Annotated in this window: 15 protein-coding genes and 1 pseudogene; 9 read left to right on the forward strand and 7 right to left on the reverse strand. The window is 34.5% G+C overall.

The genetic code is table 11. The annotated features are described in order from the left end of the window. Positions 1-70 precede the first annotated feature (70 nt). Both ACNQF6_RS01385 and ACNQF6_RS01390 read left to right on the forward strand, forming a co-directional pair. On the forward strand, positions 71-1,699 hold the full coding sequence (locus tag ACNQF6_RS01385; protein WP_417962553.1) for a S8 family peptidase: 1,629 nt from the start codon (positions 71-73) through the stop codon (positions 1,697-1,699). A gap of 61 nt (positions 1,700-1,760) precedes the next feature. Beyond that, positions 1,761-3,635: a M1 family metallopeptidase gene (locus ACNQF6_RS01390; protein ID WP_417962555.1), complete on the forward strand. Its 1,875-nt coding sequence runs from the start codon at positions 1,761-1,763 to the stop codon at positions 3,633-3,635. A gap of 93 nt (positions 3,636-3,728) precedes the next feature. Here the strand turns inward: ACNQF6_RS01390 and ACNQF6_RS01395 are convergent, their stop codons facing one another. Next, positions 3,729-4,934 (reverse strand): NAD(P)/FAD-dependent oxidoreductase, encoded by a 1,206-nt coding sequence (locus tag ACNQF6_RS01395; RefSeq protein ID WP_417962557.1) that lies wholly within the window; start codon positions 4,932-4,934, stop codon positions 3,729-3,731. 441 nt (positions 4,935-5,375) lie between these two features. On the opposite strand from ACNQF6_RS01395, the gene ACNQF6_RS01400 reads away from it, so the two are divergent. Continuing rightward, complete coding sequence (locus ACNQF6_RS01400) at positions 5,376-5,660, forward strand: hypothetical protein (protein WP_417962559.1); 285 nt, start codon at positions 5,376-5,378, stop codon at positions 5,658-5,660. Positions 5,661-5,783: 123 nt separating this feature from the next. Here ACNQF6_RS01400 and ACNQF6_RS01405 read toward each other — a convergent pair whose 3' ends face one another. Then, positions 5,784-6,722, reverse strand: coding sequence for an L-threonine 3-dehydrogenase (locus ACNQF6_RS01405; protein WP_417962561.1), 939 nt, complete (start codon positions 6,720-6,722; stop codon positions 5,784-5,786). 312 nt (positions 6,723-7,034) lie between these two features. Here ACNQF6_RS01405 and ACNQF6_RS01410 point away from each other — a divergent pair, with 312 nt between their 5' ends. The 4 genes from ACNQF6_RS01410 to ACNQF6_RS01425 all read left to right on the forward strand — a co-directional run bounded on the left by ACNQF6_RS01410 (position 7,035) and on the right by ACNQF6_RS01425 (position 12,929). After that, the gene (locus ACNQF6_RS01410) at positions 7,035-7,640 is read left to right on the forward strand and encodes a hypothetical protein (RefSeq protein WP_417962563.1); all 606 of its coding nucleotides are present in this window, start codon (positions 7,035-7,037) and stop codon (positions 7,638-7,640) included. After that, a complete protein-coding gene (gene mfd, locus ACNQF6_RS01415) occupies positions 7,633-11,001 on the forward strand; it encodes a transcription-repair coupling factor (RefSeq protein ID WP_417962565.1) in 3,369 nt (1,122 codons plus the stop codon). Before ACNQF6_RS01410 ends, mfd begins: the two co-directional genes overlap by 8 nt. A 130-nt stretch (positions 11,002-11,131) precedes the next feature. Continuing rightward, positions 11,132-12,061: a helix-turn-helix domain-containing protein gene (locus ACNQF6_RS01420; RefSeq protein WP_417962566.1), complete on the forward strand. Its 930-nt coding sequence runs from the start codon at positions 11,132-11,134 to the stop codon at positions 12,059-12,061. Positions 12,062-12,161: 100 nt separating this feature from the next. Further along, on the forward strand, positions 12,162-12,929 hold the full coding sequence (locus ACNQF6_RS01425) for an SDR family NAD(P)-dependent oxidoreductase (protein WP_417962568.1): 768 nt from the start codon (positions 12,162-12,164) through the stop codon (positions 12,927-12,929). A gap of 98 nt (positions 12,930-13,027) precedes the next feature. Here the strand turns inward: ACNQF6_RS01425 and ACNQF6_RS01430 are convergent. From ACNQF6_RS01430 to ACNQF6_RS01450, 5 genes and pseudogenes are all read right to left on the reverse strand, one after another. Continuing rightward, positions 13,028-13,117, reverse strand: a pseudogene (locus tag ACNQF6_RS01430) (aspartate kinase); the annotation flags it as partial. Then, the gene (locus ACNQF6_RS01435; RefSeq protein WP_417962570.1) at positions 13,114-14,364 is read right to left on the reverse strand and encodes a T9SS type A sorting domain-containing protein; all 1,251 of its coding nucleotides are present in this window, start codon (positions 14,362-14,364) and stop codon (positions 13,114-13,116) included. The pseudogene ACNQF6_RS01430 and the gene ACNQF6_RS01435, both read right to left, overlap by 4 nt. A 149-nt stretch (positions 14,365-14,513) precedes the next feature. Further along, the gene (locus tag ACNQF6_RS01440) at positions 14,514-15,170 is read right to left on the reverse strand and encodes an aspartate kinase (RefSeq protein ID WP_315206009.1); all 657 of its coding nucleotides are present in this window, start codon (positions 15,168-15,170) and stop codon (positions 14,514-14,516) included. Between the two features lie 110 nt (positions 15,171-15,280). Beyond that, positions 15,281-15,640 carry a YraN family protein gene (locus tag ACNQF6_RS01445; protein WP_417962572.1) on the reverse strand — a complete coding sequence of 120 codons (360 nt, stop codon included), beginning with the start codon at positions 15,638-15,640 and terminating at the stop codon, positions 15,281-15,283. 68 nt (positions 15,641-15,708) lie between these two features. After that, positions 15,709-16,605, reverse strand: coding sequence for a S66 peptidase family protein (locus ACNQF6_RS01450; protein ID WP_417962984.1), 897 nt, complete (start codon positions 16,603-16,605; stop codon positions 15,709-15,711). A gap of 270 nt (positions 16,606-16,875) precedes the next feature. Between ACNQF6_RS01450 and ACNQF6_RS01455 the strand changes: the two genes are divergently transcribed. Together ACNQF6_RS01455 and ACNQF6_RS01460 are read left to right on the forward strand one after the other, a co-directional pair. Then, positions 16,876-17,985 carry an endonuclease/exonuclease/phosphatase family protein gene (locus tag ACNQF6_RS01455; RefSeq protein WP_417962574.1) on the forward strand — a complete coding sequence of 370 codons (1,110 nt, stop codon included), beginning with the start codon at positions 16,876-16,878 and terminating at the stop codon, positions 17,983-17,985. Positions 17,986-18,025: 40 nt separating this feature from the next. Continuing rightward, positions 18,026-18,565 carry a 3-hydroxyanthranilate 3,4-dioxygenase gene (locus ACNQF6_RS01460; protein WP_417962576.1) on the forward strand — a complete coding sequence of 180 codons (540 nt, stop codon included), beginning with the start codon at positions 18,026-18,028 and terminating at the stop codon, positions 18,563-18,565. Positions 18,566-18,590 lie beyond the last annotated feature (25 nt).

Consider the following 18,590-nt stretch of genomic DNA (forward strand, 5'->3'; position numbering starts at 1 on the left):
ATCATAACTCGTTTTGTAACAAAAAAAATTATTTTAGACAAATATTTAAAAATAAACAAAAACATTTTCAATGAATACCATCAAACCCATTTACATTTCTGCTTTTGCACTTTTAGCATTAGTAGGATGTGGCGCTTCAAAACAAGTTTCAAATACGTCTAATGCTGAACTAGTTGCTATTAGCGCACCTTTAAACATTAAAAAAAAGGTCCCAATTGCTGAAAATGACTTGAAAAGATGGAGCCATCTGGATATCGTAACTGATACTATTCCTGGAATGAGTGTTGACAAGGCGTATGCTGTATTATTGAAAGGCAAAAAAGGCGTTCCAGTTATTGTTGGAATTGTAGATTCTGGTGTAGATATCGAACACGAAGATTTGAAATCGGTACTTTGGACCAATACAAAAGAAATCGTCGGAAACGGAATTGACGATGACAAAAACGGATATATCGATGATATTCACGGATGGAATTTTCTGGGAGATAGTACTAAAGAAAATCTGGAATATGAAAGAATCATAAAAGACAAAACTTTAGTAGATGATGCTACTTATCAAGAGGCAAAAGCGTTGAATGATAAAAAAGTGGCTGAAGCTGCTGCTGGGAAAACACGTTCAGAGCAAATGTTAGAAAGTATTACTGCAGGTGATGCTGTACTAGTAAAACATTTTGGCAAATCAGTCTACACGATAGAAGAGGTAAATGCAATTGTTTCACAAGAACCGGCACTACAAAAAAGTAAAGCGGCTATGCAACAAATGCTTTCTTATGGATTGCCAATAGCAGATTTAAAAATTGCTGTTCAAGAACAATTAGACGATCAGGTTGCACTTATAAACGGAGACAATCTGAAAACAGATTACCGTAAAGCGGTAGGAGATAATCCAAATGATATCACTGATAAAAAATACGGAAACAATAATGTGATGGGACCAGACAAGAACGAAATTCTTCATGGAACGCACGTTGCCGGAATTGTTGCTCAAAGTAGAAATAACGTATTAGGTGGGGATGGTGTTGCAAACAACGTTCAGATCCTTACTGTTCGTGCCGTACCAGACGGTGATGAGTACGATAAAGATATTGCACTTGGAATTCGTTACGCTGTTGATAATGGTGCCAAAGTAATCAACGGAAGTTTTGGAAAAAGCTTCTCTCCACACAAGCAATGGGTTTATGATGCGATAAAATATGCTGAGAAAAAAGATGTATTAATCGTTCACGCAGCGGGTAATGATGCAAAAGACATTGACTTTGCTGAAAATTTCCCTAATGATTCTGAAGATAAAGTAACAGAGTTTGCTGATAATTTAATCACAATTGGTGCTTTGAATTTTGAATATGGAAATAAAGTTGTGGCTCGTTTTTCTAATATTGGAAAAATTAATGTTGACGTTTTTGCTCCTGGTGTAAAAATCTACGCAACAACTCCAAACAATACTTATAAATATTTACAAGGAACTTCAATGGCTGCGCCAAATGCTGCCGGAGTTGCTGCATTAATTCGTTCATATTATCCAAAATTATCTGCTCAACAAGTGAAGCATATTTTGATGGATTCAGGAGTTGCCATTTCAACAGATGTTGTTGTAGGCGGAAAAGCAAATGATACACGTTCTTTTACTACTCTTTCTAAATCAGGAAAAATAGTAAACGCGTACAACGCTTTGCTGATGGCAGAGAAAATGTCTAAATAATATTTAAACAATTCATTATATGGAAGGACAATTTGTCCTTCCATTTTTATTTAAATCAAATATGAAAAAACTACTTTTATTCTCTTTTGTCACTTTGAGTTTCGGAACTGTTTTTGCCCAAAACACTTCATATTGGCAACAGCATGTCGATTACAAAATGGATGTTTCCATGGATGTAAAAACATACCAATACAAAGGAAAACAGGAATTGGTTTATACCAATAACTCTCCTGATACTTTGAGAAAAGTATATTATCATCTATTCAATAATGCTTTTCAGCCCGGAAGCGAAATGGATGCAAGAATCCAAAGTATCAAAGATCCGGATGGCAGAATGGTTACCAAAGTAAAAGTTGGTGATAAAGAAGTCAAAGAAAGTCGCATTAAAAGTTTGAAACCAAATGAAATTGGTTACTTACGAATTTCTAATTTCAAACAAGACGGAGCAGTTGCTAATGCAAAAGAGATTGGGACTATTCTTGAAGTGACTTTGGCTAAGCCAATATTACCCAATTCAAAAACTACATTTACTTTAGATTTTGATGGTCAGGTTCCTATTCAGATTCGTCGTTCCGGTAGAAATAATGGCGAAGGAGTTGAATTGTCAATGGCACAATGGTATCCAAAACTTGCCGAATTTGATTTTGAAGGTTGGCATGCTGATCCGTATATCGCTAGAGAGTTTCATGGCGTTTGGGGGAATTTTGACGTAAATATTACTATTGATAAAGATTATGTTTTAGGTGGTACCGGTTATTTACAAAACAAAAACGAAATTGGTCACGGTTATCAAGACCAAGGTGTTGTTGTGTCTGTTCCAAAGAAAACAAAAACATTGACATGGCATTTTAATGCGCCAATGGTCCATGATTTTACTTGGGCTGCTGATAAGAACTACATTCATGATATTGCCAAAGGCCCAAATGGGGTTGATATTCACTTTTTATACAAAAACAATCCAAAATTTGTACAAAACTGGAAAGATTTACAGCCAAAAACGGTTCAGCTGATGGAAATTTACAATAAAACAGTTGGAGATTATCCGTACAAACAATACTCCGTAATTCAAGGTGGTGATGGCGGAATGGAATATGCCATGTGTACGTTGATTTTAGGACAAGGAAGTTTTGATGGATTGCTTGGAGTAACCGCACATGAAATGGCGCACTCTTGGTTTCAGCATGTGTTGGCTTCCAATGAATCAAAACACGGATGGATGGATGAAGGATTTACATCGTTCCTTGAAGATTTTGGACTGAATGAAATTGCCGACAAAAAAGCAGAAAACCCATTTACGGGAGCCTATACAGGTTATTTTTCTATGGTAAATTCAGGTAAAGAATTACCACAAGGAACCCATGCAGACCGCTTTGACGAAAACAGAGTCTATAGTATTACTTCGTATAGCAAAGGGGAACTTTTCCTAACACAATTAATGTATTTGATAGGGAAAGAAAATCTAATGAAAACTTTAAAAAAGTATTATCGCGATTTCAAATTCAAACATCCTACACCAAATGATATCAAAAGATCTGCCGAAAGAATTACAGGAGCAAATCTAGATTGGTACTTGACGGATTGGACACAAACCACCAATACTATTGATTATGCAATCAATGATGTAAAAGAAAATGCAGATAAAACAACGGTTACTTTAGGAAGAATAGGTAGAATGCCAATGCCAATTGATTTATTAGTGGAGTACACAGACGGAACAATGGAAAGTTTTTACATCCCGTTGCGCATGATGAGTTTTGAAAAAGAAAACCCAAATCCAGCTATAAAAAGAACAGTTTTGAATGATTGGGCTTGGGCGTACCCAACGTTTGAATTCAATATTGCTAAATCAAAAGCTTCCATCAAGAAGATAACTATTGATCCAAGTGGATTAGTGGCTGACATCAAGAAGGAAAACAATACTTACGAATTAAAGTAATAATTTAAAGCCCTGAAATGAAGATGCCCCAAAAAGTTTGACACTATTTGGGGCATTTTTTATACAGTTTAATGAAGTATTGGTGTTAGGAAATTATCTTCTGAATTTAAAATATTCTGATAAAGGATGTTTCTTGTTTTTCAACATTTCAGAAACGAGTCCCATTCCAATGACTGAAAATGTGATGCCGTTTCCGCCAAAGCCCAGAACAAAATAAGCGCTTTGAAAATTAGGATGTTTTCCAATGTAAGGCAAGCCGTCTTTAGTCTCTCCAAAAGTACCCGCCCAAACAAAATCCATTCTGAAATCATAATCAGGTAAAATTTTCTTCAAATATTTGGTTAATTTATCAGACTTGTCGTTGAGTAGTGAATCTCTTTTTGCAGCATCTACAAAATCTTCGTCTTCTCCGCCAATGAGTAATCGATGGTCATCGGTGGTTCGCATATACATGTAAGGCTCTGCCGTATTCCAAAACAGCGTGTCGTTAAGATATGATTGGTCATCCTCAAAACGTTCTCCTACAATGGCGTAAGTAGAAAGTAATTTTACAAATTTGTCTTTGATGATTTCGGTACTTTCAAAACCGTTGCAGTAGATTATCTTTTTAGCGGTAATGGTAGTTCCATGTTCTGTTAGAACGGTGACGCCATTTTGTTTGTAAGTAACTTTTTTGATATCGGTTTTATCGAAAACTTGTAACCCTTTTTTATGATTGTACGCTAGAATATCGTGAGCTAACTGGAAAGCATCTATGCTACCGCCTTGTTCTGATAAGATTCCACCATGCGAATGCTTGATATGAAACTTTTTATCAATTTCATCGGCTTCGAGCCATTTTACAGGCATTCCAATTTTTTTGCGAGCCTCGAATTCTTTTTTTAACCAGACAACATCTTTCTTTAAAGCGGCAAAATAAAGGGATTCTTTTTTCTTGAAACCACAATCAGATTTTACTTGTTGTACGATTTTTTTCAAATCATCAATTGATTTATAACACGCCCAATAACTGTCAACAGCAGCTTTTTCGCCAATCAAATCTATAAGTTGGTACAGCGGCACATCAATCTCATATTGCAACATGGATGTCGTAGCCGATGTACTTCCGTGACCTATTTCTCTGCGATCAATCAGCACGGTTTTGTAACCATCCGCAATACATTGATGCGCTATAAGACTGCCGGTTATTCCGCCTCCTACGATTAGAATTTCTGTATCCAAGTTTTCTCTTAATGACGGATAGGAGTTAATGATTCCGTTTTTTACCAACCAAAAAGGTTCACTTGATTTTAGTTTCATGGCGCTGCCGTTTTTATCAAATGTAATGATAATGAACACGCTGTATTTATTTTTTAAAGCTATTATGTTACATAATTATAATATGATTTCTTTTGTGTTTTTTAAACCAATTGTATTTTGAATGGGAGTATAGGGTTTCTGAGTATGAAAAACAGCAAACGAATAAAAACACAAAATGCAATTTCGCGGCATTTTTATTCTAAATTTATTGATTTCAAATGCGCTGATATAACGAACCTTCAAATTGCAACTAATCATGAAAAAAATAATTTGTTTATTGCTATTTTGCATATCATTTTCGATGATGGGTCAATCCCAAGAAAGTGATTTCTTCAAATTTTATAAAGGTGGGAATAAGTATAAGAAACCTGTGAGATATGTCCTTTTTGATAGCTCTGCAGGAGATATTAAAAAAAAGTTGACAACAAAACTTATTTTTATATGAGAGGAGAGACTTTTATTTTTGATTCTAAAATCAATAAAAAGGATACTTGCTTAGTTGACAAGTGTAAATTCACCTTAGATAAATCAGAAGATTTGCAACAAAAAGCGTATCAGTTTTACAAGGAAAAAAAGCAAATGGAGGAAAGAAAAATGAAGTTAAAAAATCCAATACTGTATCCGGTAACTGATTTTAGTCCATACTTTCAAATTTATGTATTAGAAAAAACGCATAAAAATACGCTGTTCAAATATGAAGTAGATTGGATATATTCTTCCTTTTAAAAACGGAGGAGCGATGTTGATTTGAAAATATAATTTCAAGATCAATTGTAGCTTGATCCTAATAAAACCAAAAAAAGTCTAATGTAAGAATTAGACTTTTTTTAGTTTTTAATTTTAAGGAGTCTATCTCAAATGCTCTAGCATATCTGTAGTCATGGTTGTTAAATCAAATTCATGTTTCCAGTTCCAGTCCTTTCTGGCTTCAGCATCATCAATACTTGCAGGCCAGCTGTCGGCTATTTTTTGACGGAAATCCGGCTCATAAGTGATGGTAAATTCAGGAATATGTTTCTTGATTTCGGCAGCAATCTCTGTTGGCGTAAAGCTCATGGCAGCTAGATTGTACGAAGAATGAATTTTTATTTGTTCCACCGGCGCTTGCATAATTTGGATGGTCGCAGCAATGGCATCGTCCATATACATCATCGGCATTTTAGTTTCTGAGGATATAAAACATTCGTATGTTTTATCGGAAAGTGCTTTGTGAAAAATATCCACTGCATAATCCGTAGTTCCGCCACCAGGAGGCGATGACCAGCTGATTAAACCCGGATAACGAATACTTCTTACATCTACACCAAAAATATTATGGTAGTATTCACACCATCTTTCGCCCGCTTGTTTACTGATTCCGTACACCGTTGAAGGCTCCATTATCGTGTATTGTGGCGTGTTTTCTTTAGGAGTTGTTGGTCCAAAAACCGCAATACTCGAGGGCCAGAATATTTTTTTTATTTTTCCGGCTTTCGCCAAATTCAAAACATGAAACAACGAATTCATATTCAGGTCCCAAGCAAATGCAGGGTTTTTTTCGGCTGTTGCTGATAATAATGCGGCCATCAAATACACTTCATCAATTTGGTGGATTTCGACCAAATGTTCAATTTGATTAAAATCCAAAGCGTTCACGACTTCAAATGGACCGGAATTTACCACATCAATATTTAGTTTTCGGATATCCGAAGCGATTACATTTTCGGTTCCGTGTAGTTGCCGCAACTTTTGGGTAAGCTCCGTTCCTATTTGGCCGCAAGCGCCAATAATCAATATTTTTGTACTCATTTTTGTCTGTTTTGAAAAACAAAGATAACGTTTTCGTAAATAACACAATTTTGATAAAAAAAGGTATAAATTTCTTAAAACAGTATTTAAAAATAAGTTTTATTTCTTAATTTATGACTTTTTAAACACGAAAATAGCTTCAGGAATATTAGATTGTTATTCCAATACTGGAATTCATTATTGTAAATTTACTTTGTAACTTTGCACCTAAATTAATGGAAATTTTTAAAGGGTCATAATTGCTTTTTTTTTAAAAAAATACAACTGTATTTGAATTACTTTCATCCATTAAAAAATGATAAATTGACGCACATGAAATATAAAATAGCCGTTTTCTTCTCTCTGGTTTTTGTTTTGTTCTCTTGTAAAGATGACAATCAAAAACGAATTGCGGAAAACAAAAAAGAGATACAAAAAAAAGAAGTCATATTAGCAAACATACAGAAAGGTTGGGTTTTATATGATGAGCCAGTAACCGAAGCGGGTGAAAAAAGCATTGCATCTTGGAACGAATGGCGTATATTTTTAGCTGAATTAGTGCAAAAACCTAAAAAAAGTATTGGAGCTTTTCAGCAAAAATCAACAGCGCTTTCTAAAAAAGTGATGGCTTTGAACGACAATATTCCTTATGATTACAACAAACCTCAAATAAAAAGCAGGATTTCCACGTTGATCACTAAAGTTAGATTGCTGGATTTATTCATTCATTTGGATAATATTCCAGATAAGAAAGTCACTTTATTAGTGTCGGAAATCAACTTGGAATTAGTTTCATTACAAAGACAAATGGACAAAATTGTGGAGAAAAGTAAAATTCCCATTGAAGAGGGAGAATCTGATTTATTGAAAATGATGGACACTACAAGAGCCATTCCAAATACACCAGTCATCGATCCAAATATACCACGCGTTGAGTAAAAAAATCTTATACCATACCTACGATAATTCGCCTAAAACCCAGCAAATTGTTGCTCGTTTATTAGAGAATAACCAAGTCAAAATGCATCTTTCGGGACTTTTGGGTTCTGCACTTTCATTTGTAATTCGGTCTGTTTTCAAGAAGTCCGAGCTTCCTTTTTTAGTTATTTTAAACAATAAAGAAGAAGCAGCTTATTATTTGAACGATTTGGAACAAATGATTGGGGAGCAAGATGTGCTATTTTATCCCGGTTCATTTCGTCGCCCGTACGAAATCGAAGATACGGATAACGCCAATGTTTTGCTTCGCGCCGAGGTGTTAAACCGAATTAATTCCCGCAAGAAACCGGCCATTATTGTTACCTATCCCGAAGCGCTTTTCGAGAAAGTGGTGACCCGAAAAGAATTGGACAAAAACACGCTGAAAGTTGCTGTTGGCGACAAGATTTCTATTGATTTTATTAATGAAGTTTTGTTCGAATATGAATTCAAAAGAGTCGATTTTATTACGGAACCTGGAGAATTTTCGGTTCGTGGAGGAATAGTCGATGTATTTTCGTTTTCGAATGATAATCCGTACCGAATTGAGTTTTTTGGAGATGAAGTCGAGAGCATCCGTACGTTTGATGTTGCGACGCAATTGTCTATTGAAACGCAAAAAAAGATTACGATAATACCAAATGTCGAGAACAAAGCTTTTCAGGAAAACCGAGAAAGTTTCTTGGATTATATTTCGGAAAAAACAGTAATTTTTATTCAGAACACTGAAGATTTTTTAGCACAATTAGACAAACAATTTGGTAAAGCCGAAGAAGCTTTCGCAAAATTATCGCAGGAGATAAAACGCTCGTCGCCGGAACAATTGTTTTTGAATCAAGCAGGATTTATAAAAAGAGCGTTGGATTTTTCGATTGTGGAATTGAGTTCAAAAGCTATTTTTAGAACCAACAAAAAATTCGAATTTCACATTCAGCCGCAACCATCATTCAACAAGCAATTTGATTTGTTACTGAATAATCTAAATGAGAATCATTTCAACGGCTACAAAAATTATTTGTTTTGTTCGAATGATGCCCAAGCCAAACGTTTTCATGATATTTTTGAAACATTGGATGAAGCCAATTCTGAGAATATCCGCAAGCAATACCATACCGTTGTTTTGCCTTTGTATCAGGGATTTATTGACGAAGAAAACCAAATAACCTGTTACACGGACCACCAAATTTTTGAACGCTACCACAAATTTAGCATCAAAAACGGCTATTCGAAAAAACAGAATATTACTTTAAAAGAACTCACGACATTATCCGTAGGTGATTATGTGACACACATCGATCACGGTATCGGACGGTTTGGAGGTTTGCAAAAAATACAAGTTGAAGGCAAAACACAGGAAGCTATCAAGCTCGTTTATGCCGATAATGATATTGTTTATGTAAGTATTCATTCGCTGCACAAAATTTCAAAATACAACGGAAAAGACGGAACGCCACCCAAAATTTACAAATTGGGTTCGAATGCTTGGAAGATTTTAAAACAAAAAACTAAGGCACGAGTTAAACATATTGCATTCAATTTGATTCAGTTGTATGCCAAAAGAAGACTTGAAAAAGGATTCCAGTTTGCGCCCGACAGTTATTTGCAAAACGAATTAGAAAGCTCTTTCATTTATGAAGATACGCCGGACCAAACCAAATCAACGGCTGAGGTAAAAGCTGATATGGAAAGCGACCGCCCGATGGATCGCTTGGTTTGTGGAGATGTAGGTTTCGGGAAAACCGAAGTCGCCATTCGTGCGGCTTTCAAGGCTGTGGATAACAGCAAACAAGTGGCGATCTTAGTTCCTACAACTATTTTGGCCTACCAACATTATAGAACTTTTACAGAACGATTGAAAGATATGCCAGTTTCTGTGGGTTATTTAAACCGTTTTAGAACGGCTAAACAAAAAGCGGAAACACTAAAACAATTGGCCGAAGGAAAACTTGATATTGTGATTGGAACACACCAATTAGTCAATAAAAATGTAGTTTTCAAAGATCTTGGATTGTTGATTGTAGATGAGGAACAAAAATTTGGGGTGAACGTAAAAGACAAACTCAAAACCATTGCTGCGAATGTCGATACGTTAACTTTAACTGCAACACCAATTCCGAGAACCTTGCAGTTTTCACTAATGGCTGCGCGTGATTTATCAGTGATTACAACGCCTCCGCCCAATCGTTATCCTATTGAGACGAATGTAGTTGGTTTTAGTGAAGAATTGATTCGGGATGCGATTTCGTATGAAATCCAGCGTAACGGACAGGTTTTCTTTATCAATAACCGAATAGAAAACATCAAGGAAGTAGCCGGAATGATTCAGCGTTTGGTACCCAATGCAAGAGTTGGAATTGGTCACGGCCAGATGGATGGAAAAAAACTCGAGGAATTGATGTTGGCTTTCATGAACGGAGAATTTGATGTTTTGGTGGCAACAACCATTATCGAAAGCGGTTTAGACGTTCCTAATGCGAATACGATTTTCATCAATAACGCGAATAATTTTGGATTGTCTGATTTGCATCAAATGCGCGGTAGAGTAGGGCGTAGCAACAAGAAAGCGTTTTGCTATTTTATTTGTCCGCCATATTCTGCGATGACCGATGATGCCAGAAAACGAATTCAGGCTTTGGAACAATTCAGCGAATTGGGTAGCGGATTTAATATTGCGATGAAAGATTTAGAGATTCGTGGAGCGGGAGATTTATTAGGCGGTGAGCAAAGTGGTTTCATCAACGAAATTGGTTTTGATACGTATCAAAAAATCATGAACGAAGCCATTGATGAATTAAAGGAAAATGAATTCAAGGATTTATATCCGGAGGAAAACAATTTAGAAACTAAACAATACGTCAAAGACCTACAAATCGATACTGATTTTGAGTTGTTGTTTTCTGATGAGTATATCAATAATGTTTCGGAGCGATTGAGTTTGTACAATGAATTAGGCGCAGTCAAAAATGAAGAAGAATTGATTGTTTTCCAAAATAAATTGATTGACCGTTTTGGTCCAATGCCGCCCCGAGCCAAAGCATTAATGAATAGTATTCGAATCAAATGGATTGCAACCCGAATTGGAATCGAAAAATTAGTAATGAAACAAGGCAAGATGATTGGTTATTTTATTTCGGATCAACAATCAGATTATTACCAATCGAATCGTTTTCATAAAGTACTGCAGTTTGTTCAAAAACATCCTAATTTATGCAAAATGAAAGAAAAGCAAACACCAGCTGGTTTGCGGCTTTTGTTGACTTTTGACAATGTGAAGAATACCAGAACAGCTTTGGAATTGATGGAGTTATTGGGAGGAGAATAAAAAAGGATTTTACTGTTAAGTATTTCTTGACGGATTCTTAATTTGTAAATGATCCTAATTGTAAAAAAACCAATCTTATTATGATTGGTTTTTTTATTTCTTATATTTGATTTTTACAAATTCATTCTCAATGAAATTAAAATCAATAGATGAGTTTTACCAGGAAATCTCTGGAGACTCTGTTACAGATTCGAGCACATTATTGCCAAAAGGTATTCAAAAAGAAATTGGTCATTTCAATGTTTTTAGTATCAAAGAACTTTATGAAAGGCTAAAGGATAAGTCATTTATGCCTTATGACCGGAGAGCCTATTATAAAATAAGCTTGATACGAGGAAAAAACAGAGCTGAATATGCAGATAAAATAATTGACATTGAAAAGAATGCTCTTTTATTTGCTACGCCAAAAATCCCCTATCATTATGTTCCTCTAGACACACAACAGTCGGGAAATTTTTGTGTTTTTACGAGCGAGTTTTTAACAAAAGATAAAAGCGGAATTGTACTTGACGAGCTTCCTATTTTTAAATCAGATGGCTATCCTATTTTTGAACTCTCTGATGAGGATGCAATAGAAATTGACTTGATATTCAAAAAGATACATAAAGAAATCAATTCTGATTATGTGTATAAATACGATTTAATCCGGAATTATGTGGCAGAGTTAATACACTTTGGACAGAAATTGCAACCTATAACCGCCTTATATTCAAAACACAATTCGGCAGCAAGAGTATCTTCCTTGTTTGTGGAACTATTGGAAAGACAATTCCCAATTGAATCACCTCGTCAACGATTAGAATTGAAATCAGCCAAAGATTTTGCAACTCGTTTGTCCGTGCATGTCAACCATTTGAATAAAGTTTTAAAAGCGAACACAGGTAAAACCACAACTGAATTAATTAGTGACCGATTGATTCATGAAGCTAAGATACTTTTAAAAGAAACCGATTGGAACATTTCGGAAATCGCCTATTCGCTTGGTTTTGAAGAGTTGGCACATTTTTCTAATTTTTTCAAAAAGCAAACAACTTTGACGCCCATGTCTTTTAGGGTTTAAATAATTTGATTTGAATTTTGCAAACTCTGGATTGATATTTACAATTGACAAGCTTTATACCGGAATTAATTTTGCAGTATTAATTTAAAACTATTTAAACATGGAAATCAAGAACAGCAAAATAGCATTAGTTACCGGAGGAAGCCGCGGATTAGGAAAAGACATGGCTTTAAGTCTTGCCAAAAAAGGGCTTGATGTAATCCTAACGTACAACAGCAAAAAAGACGAAGCGGATGATGTTGTATCCGAAATCGAAAAAATGGGACAAAAAGCAGCAGCCATTCAATTGAATGTTGCCGATGTAAGTAGTTTTGATTTGTTTTTTCAAAATGTAGCGAGCGCTTCAAAAAGCACTTTTGGTGCTGAAAAAATTGATTTTTTAATCAACAATGCTGGTGTAGGTCTTCACGAAAGTTTTGCGACAACAAGTACAACTCAATTTGATGATTTGGTTAATATTCAATTCAAAGGACCCTTTTTTCTGACTCAAAAAGCTTTGGAGCTACTAAACGATGGTGGTGGAATTGTAAATATTTCGTCAGGATTGACCCGTTTTTCATTTCTAGGATATTCAACTTATGCGAGTATGAAAGGCGCGATGGAAACCTTGACTAAATACCAAGCGAAAGAATTGGGCGAAAGAAAAATCAGAGTCAATATAGTGGCTCCGGGCGCAATAGAAACTGATTTTGGCGGAGGTGCAGTTCGGGATAATGAGCAATTAAATCAAATGATTGCTTCGTTGACGGCATTAGGACGAGTAGGTTTGCCAGATGATATTGGAAGCGTAGTTGCCTTTTTATGTACCGATGATGCTAAATGGGTAAATGGACAACGTTTAGAAGTTTCGGGTGGAACGAATTTGTAATTTTAAACTTCTGTTTAGAAATACAGTAACGGAATATTATTTTATAACAAAGCTTTCAGTCTTCAAAAGGCTGGAAGCTTTGTTGATAACGGAATTTTCTAATTTTTCAAATCCTTAATCACTTTAAAAGTCATATCCACTTGGTCTTCAATTACTAGTATGGTATATTCATTTGAAGTCGAAATTATTCTATAATAATTTTTTGACTCGAAATGATTCCATTGCTCTTGATTTTAAGAATATAGACTCCTTTTATAAGGTCCGATAGATCAATAGTATTATTAGCATAAGGATAACTAAACGAAATGATTTTTACTGTTTTTCCTTCCATGTTGTTAACTGTTATTTTTTCTAAAATCAAGTTATTTATATATAGTTGTCCTTTGGTTGGATTAGGGTAAATTGTTGATTTATCAATCGCAATATCTGCAGTTGATAAATTTTGGCAAATAGCATTATATTTTGCAGTCGAATCTTTTAGATTAAACCAATTTGTTTCTGAATAAGTTGCATCATCAACTTGAATGCAAGTTAAATATAGGTTATTTCTGAAGCTTGTTGGGGGTGTTTGAAAATTTTTGTTGTTTCCATTTTTTAAATTGAGAGTAGTCAATTTGTTGGATTCACAATTCAAAACTTTTAACATTGTATTTTTTGAAATATCTAATTTGTTTAGCAAATTATCATAACACGCCAAAGAAGTTAATAAGGTATTCTGGGAAAGATCTATATTTTGTAATTTATTTGAACCAAAGTTAAGTTGGTCTAAGTAAATACAGTTGTTAACATTCAAATTTGTTATAATGTTGTTATAGCAAGAAAAAAAAGTGAGATTTATATTATTTGAAACGTCTAAGGAAGCTAAATTATTATTTGTTGTGGTTAAATTTTTTAATAACGTATTTTTAGTGACATTTAAATCAGTCAGAATGTTACTACTACAATCAATATCTGTAATTTTAATATTTTTGTAAAAGTCTAAAGTTTTAATTTGATTATCGGAGCAATTTAATATTGTTAGATTTTCGTTTTGTGAAATATCAAGGCTTGATATTCTGTTCTGACCACAGTTTACTTCTATCAGAAGTACATTTTTAGAAAGATCTAAACTTGTTAATTGATTTAAATTGCAAAAAAGTTTTTTTAATGAAGTATTTTTAGATAAATCGATAGTAGTGAGTTTGTTCAAATAACATTGAAGTATTTCTAAATTCACAAAGTCTTGAATACCTGTTAGGTCAGTTATATTTTGACTTCCAATATATAAAGATTTAATCGTATTAATATTTGAAGTTAAAACTTTTCCGTCTTTTGCTCCAGTGTCAACACCTGAGTTAATTAAATATTGCTCAAAATTACCATCTGGAATTGAGGTATACTGGCCTACCATTTGTATAGTAAGAAATAAAAAAAGAATAATTTGAAGTTTTTTCATAAAAAAATGTATTTTTTGCAATTTAACATTTTTTTTAAATAAATATTGTAAACTTACACCGTTTAAGACTCAATTATTAATTGTTTAAACGAAGAAAGGGATTGGTTTTTCAAAAACTAATCCCTTTTTTATTTAAATCATAAACTTATCTAATTCTTCAAATCCTTAATTACTTTAAAAGCAACATCAACTTGTTCTTCACTCACTAAAATGGTGAACTCATTAGAAGTCGAAATTACTTCGTTTATGATAATTCCTTCCCAAGCCAAACGTTGAAAAATGAAATAGTAAATCCCAGGAACGACAATGTTTTCTTTAGGTAATTTTACCGTAATCGAAGCCAGATTGTCTAATTTTTGAATCAGTTTTTCAGTAGCAAAATGCTTGTCTACTAAGTGATTGATGCTGTTACTAACCACAATGTTGGTTTCGTTTACTCCTCTGGATGAAGTGTAAAAAATATCCGGTAACGTATTGATATCTGCAATTAAATCTGCTTGTTTATTTAAAACAGTATCGGATGCAGCAAAAGTATAATCCGTCAAGGCCGAACGAACGGTGATTTCTCCGATGTTTTTGATGACTTTGTTAATCTTATGATTTAATCTGAAATCTAGTTCTTCTGTTAGTCTTTTTAAAGCCATAACAACAGCACCTTGTTTTACTTCCTTGCCAAATTCACTTTCTAATTCGGTCATTATGTTTCGGGATAATGAGGTCAGATTAATGATGCCTAATGATAGTGCATTTAGCAAAAAAGGCTTTGTTTTGATGTAGTTTTCTACAATGGAAGAAACAGTTTTCATGATGTAATTTTTTTTAGTTGGTTGTTATTTTACGCGTAGTTAGTGTGTAAATATGACGCAAATATAAATAAAAAACAATTTGTTACAAATATAACATCAAGAAAAAACGTTTAAAAGTGATAAAAAGCATCGATAAGATGCTCAATTACAAAAGATTTTCCTTCTTTATGGATAGCTATAATGTCAAAACGGACTTCAATATCTAAATCTCTTTCGTTGACAAACGCATCAACAGCCTTCACAAGAAGCTGGATTTTTTTTGGTTTTACAAAATCTTGTGGCAAGCCAAATTCTAATGAGGAACGGGTTTTGACTTCAACTATGGCAAGTGTATTTCCTTTTTGGGCAATAATGTCTATTTCGGCTTTTTGGAACGTCCAGTTGGTTTGCAAAATCGTGTAGCCGTCTTTAAGTAGAAATTCAACCGCCATTTCTTCTCCAAGTTTTCCGAGCTCGTTGTGTTCCGCCATTGAAAAATTTTGTTTTAAGTTTAAGGTTTCAAGTTTTTAAACTTCTGTAATCAAATATCAAATTGTCTTTATTCAAAAACTAGGGTATTGCATTTTTCATTGACATTCAGAGTTACTTTATTTCCTAAAATCAATGCTCTATTATCTTGAATATGACCGGCCGGGAAATTATACAAGACGGGAATATTGTATTTTTTGGTAACATCCTCTATAATCTCAATTGCATTTTTCCCCCATGGAATATCATTATCCTTCATTTTTGTCATGGAACCCACAACAATTCCCTTGATGCTTTCCAGACAACCATTTCGCTTTAAATTCATCATCATGCGGTCAATATGATACAAATATTCGTCTAAATCTTCGATAAATAAGATTTTATCAGTACAATCAATCGCAGATGGTGAACCAAATAAACTGTATAGAATCGATAAATTTCCGCCCACTAATTCTCCGGTAGCTTTTCCGGGTCTGTTCATCAGGAAAGGATCTATTTCGTACGACAATTTTTCACCAAATAACGCAATTCGCAGTGTTTCTATGGCTTGAGGAGTTGCTCTAGGAGCGGTTATCGGCATGATTCCGTGAATGGATTTGTAACCCATTGTATTCAAATGATTGTGTAAAACAGTCACATCACTGAAACCAACAATCCATTTTGGATTTTTTTTGAATGCAGTAAAATCCAATAAATCAATCATCCGTACGGTTCCGTATCCACCTTTTACACACCAGATTGCTTTGATGTTTGGATTATCCATTTGCTGCTGAAAATCGGCGGCACGTTGTTCGTCGGTTCCGGCTAATTGGTCGTTGTCTAAACCTATTGTATTTCCAATGACTACTTCTAAACCCCAACTTTTCAATAAAGCAATAGCGGGTTTCAAGTTGTCATCTGTATTTTTTCTGGCTGTTGCCAAAATAGCTACTGTATCTCCTTTTTGTAAACTTGGCGGTGTAATCATGTTGTGTTGGGCTTGGCTGTTGAAAGATTGTAAAACAAAAATAAGCATTAGAAATTGATATAAAACAGGACAGCGTAATGTAAAAGTAAATTGGTTTATGTTCATGCTTTAATGCTTTTCTGAAAAAATTCTAGTTGTATGGTCTTTAAATGATAAAAACAAAGATAGACAATTAGAAAATAATTTTAAGTTCAGGTTCAAATGACTATTTTTACAATAGCCAGTTTCTAAAATGGAATCTAATTCACCGACTGGAAATAAATAATACTTATGAGAATTACGTATTGGATTCCTATTCTTTTTTTATTTTTTCCGTTGGTAAAATCAAATGCTCAACAGAAAAAATACGTTATTCATACCGTTGCGTTTTATAATTTCGAAAACCTTTTTGATACCATAAATGATCCAGATACTTTTGATGAAGAATGGACGCCAACAGGTTTGCAGCGATGGACCTATGATAAATACGAAAAGAAATTAAGCAACTTAGCCCGCGTTTTATCTGAAATAGGTTCTGCGGAAAATACCGATTTACCTACATTTATTGGCGGATGCGAAATAGAAAATAGAGGCGTTTTGGAAGATTTAGTGAAACAACCCAAATTAATCGAGAAAGATTACGGAGTCATTCATTTTGATTCGCCTGACAAAAGAGGAATAGATGTGGCGCTCCTGTATCAGAAAAAGAAATTTCAGCCCACCAGCTACAGTAATATTCCTTTGTATATTTATAAAGTAAGCGGAAATACGAATGAAAGTTCCAAATCCAGTTCTGAAGATAAAACAGATGATGACCTGCAAATTAGTCCTAAGAATTATCGGGTTTACACTCGAGATCAACTTTTAGTAACGGGATTTCTGGACGGAGAGGAAATCAATATTATAGTCAATCACTGGCCGTCACGTTCTGGTGGCGAGAAAAAATCAAGTCCGTTCCGAGAAGCAGCCGGCGCATTAAATCGAAAAATAATAGATTCGTTACAACGAATCAATCCAAATGCAAAAGTGATTACGTTGGGTGATTTGAATGATGGTCCTTATAATAAAAGTGTCAAAATTGGGCTTGGCGCCAAAGCAAAAAAGTCTGATGTGCTACCGTTTGGGATTTATAATCCATTCGAAGAAATGGCTAAAAAGGGATTTGGCACCATCGCATTTCGAGACGCTTGGGATGTTTTTGACCAAATAATGGTTTCTGAAACCTTACTGCAAACAGATTATTCGAGCTTTCGATATTGGAAAGCAGGAATTTACAACAAGTCATTTTTGATACAAAACAGCGGACAATACAAAGGGTATCCGTTACGCCATTCCACCACCGAAATAGGATTTAGCGACCATTTTCCCGTCTATATTTATTTGATTAAGGAAAAAAAATAACGTTTTAATATTTCATAACTTTACAATTAAAATAAAAATCATGGCAATAGCAAAACCTTTCAACCTTAATAAATGGATTAATGAAAACCGTCATCTTCTTAAACCACCTGTTGGCAATAGAAATTTGTACAGAGAGTCCGGTGATTATATTGTTATGATTGTTGCGGGTCCAAACGCCCGAAAAGACTACCATTACAATGAAACAGAAGAATTGTTTTACCAACTTGAAGGCTCCATCAAAGTGATTATTCAAGAGGATGGTGTGCGCAAAGAAATGGAATTGCATGCCGGTGATATGTATCTTCATCCTGCCAAAATCCCGCATTCTCCAGTGCGTTCAGAGGGTTCTATAGGGCTTGTCATCGAACGAAAAAGAGCAGGAAAAGGATATACTGATGGTTTATTGTGGTTTTGTGATAACTGCAATCACAAGCTGCACGAGGTTTATTTTGAATTGCATAATATCGAGAATGATTTCCTACCTCATTTTGAACATTTTTATAATTCAGAAAAGTTGAGAACCTGCGAAAAATGCGGAACAATAATGGAAACCGACCCGAGATTTGTGTCCAAAAAATAATTTAATTCCGAATTCATAGTGGTTT

The sequence above is a fragment of the Flavobacterium pasteuri genome (assembly GCF_048286615.1).
GTDB lineage: Bacteria > Bacteroidota > Bacteroidia > Flavobacteriales > Flavobacteriaceae > Flavobacterium.

Coding starts and splice junctions, on each gene's coding strand:
- ACNQF6_RS01385 (WP_417962553.1), top strand. CDS start 71: ATGAATACCATCAAACCCATTTACATTTCTGCTTTTGCACTTTTAGCA.
- ACNQF6_RS01390 (WP_417962555.1), top strand. CDS start 1,761: ATGAAAAAACTACTTTTATTCTCTTTTGTCACTTTGAGTTTCGGAACT.
- ACNQF6_RS01395 (WP_417962557.1), bottom strand. CDS start 4,934: ATGAAACTAAAATCAAGTGAACCTTTTTGGTTGGTAAAAAACGGAATC.
- ACNQF6_RS01400 (WP_417962559.1), top strand. CDS start 5,376: ATGAGAGGAGAGACTTTTATTTTTGATTCTAAAATCAATAAAAAGGAT.
- ACNQF6_RS01405 (WP_417962561.1), bottom strand. CDS start 6,722: ATGAGTACAAAAATATTGATTATTGGCGCTTGCGGCCAAATAGGAACG.
- ACNQF6_RS01410 (WP_417962563.1), top strand. CDS start 7,035: ATGAAATATAAAATAGCCGTTTTCTTCTCTCTGGTTTTTGTTTTGTTC.
- ACNQF6_RS01420 (WP_417962566.1), top strand. CDS start 11,132: ATGAAATTAAAATCAATAGATGAGTTTTACCAGGAAATCTCTGGAGAC.
- ACNQF6_RS01425 (WP_417962568.1), top strand. CDS start 12,162: ATGGAAATCAAGAACAGCAAAATAGCATTAGTTACCGGAGGAAGCCGC.
- ACNQF6_RS01435 (WP_417962570.1), bottom strand. CDS start 14,364: ATGAAAAAACTTCAAATTATTCTTTTTTTATTTCTTACTATACAAATG.
- ACNQF6_RS01440 (WP_315206009.1), bottom strand. CDS start 15,170: ATGAAAACTGTTTCTTCCATTGTAGAAAACTACATCAAAACAAAGCCT.
- ACNQF6_RS01445 (WP_417962572.1), bottom strand. CDS start 15,640: ATGGCGGAACACAACGAGCTCGGAAAACTTGGAGAAGAAATGGCGGTT.
- ACNQF6_RS01450 (WP_417962984.1), bottom strand. CDS start 16,605: ATGATTACACCGCCAAGTTTACAAAAAGGAGATACAGTAGCTATTTTG.
- ACNQF6_RS01455 (WP_417962574.1), top strand. CDS start 16,876: ATGAGAATTACGTATTGGATTCCTATTCTTTTTTTATTTTTTCCGTTG.
- ACNQF6_RS01460 (WP_417962576.1), top strand. CDS start 18,026: ATGGCAATAGCAAAACCTTTCAACCTTAATAAATGGATTAATGAAAAC.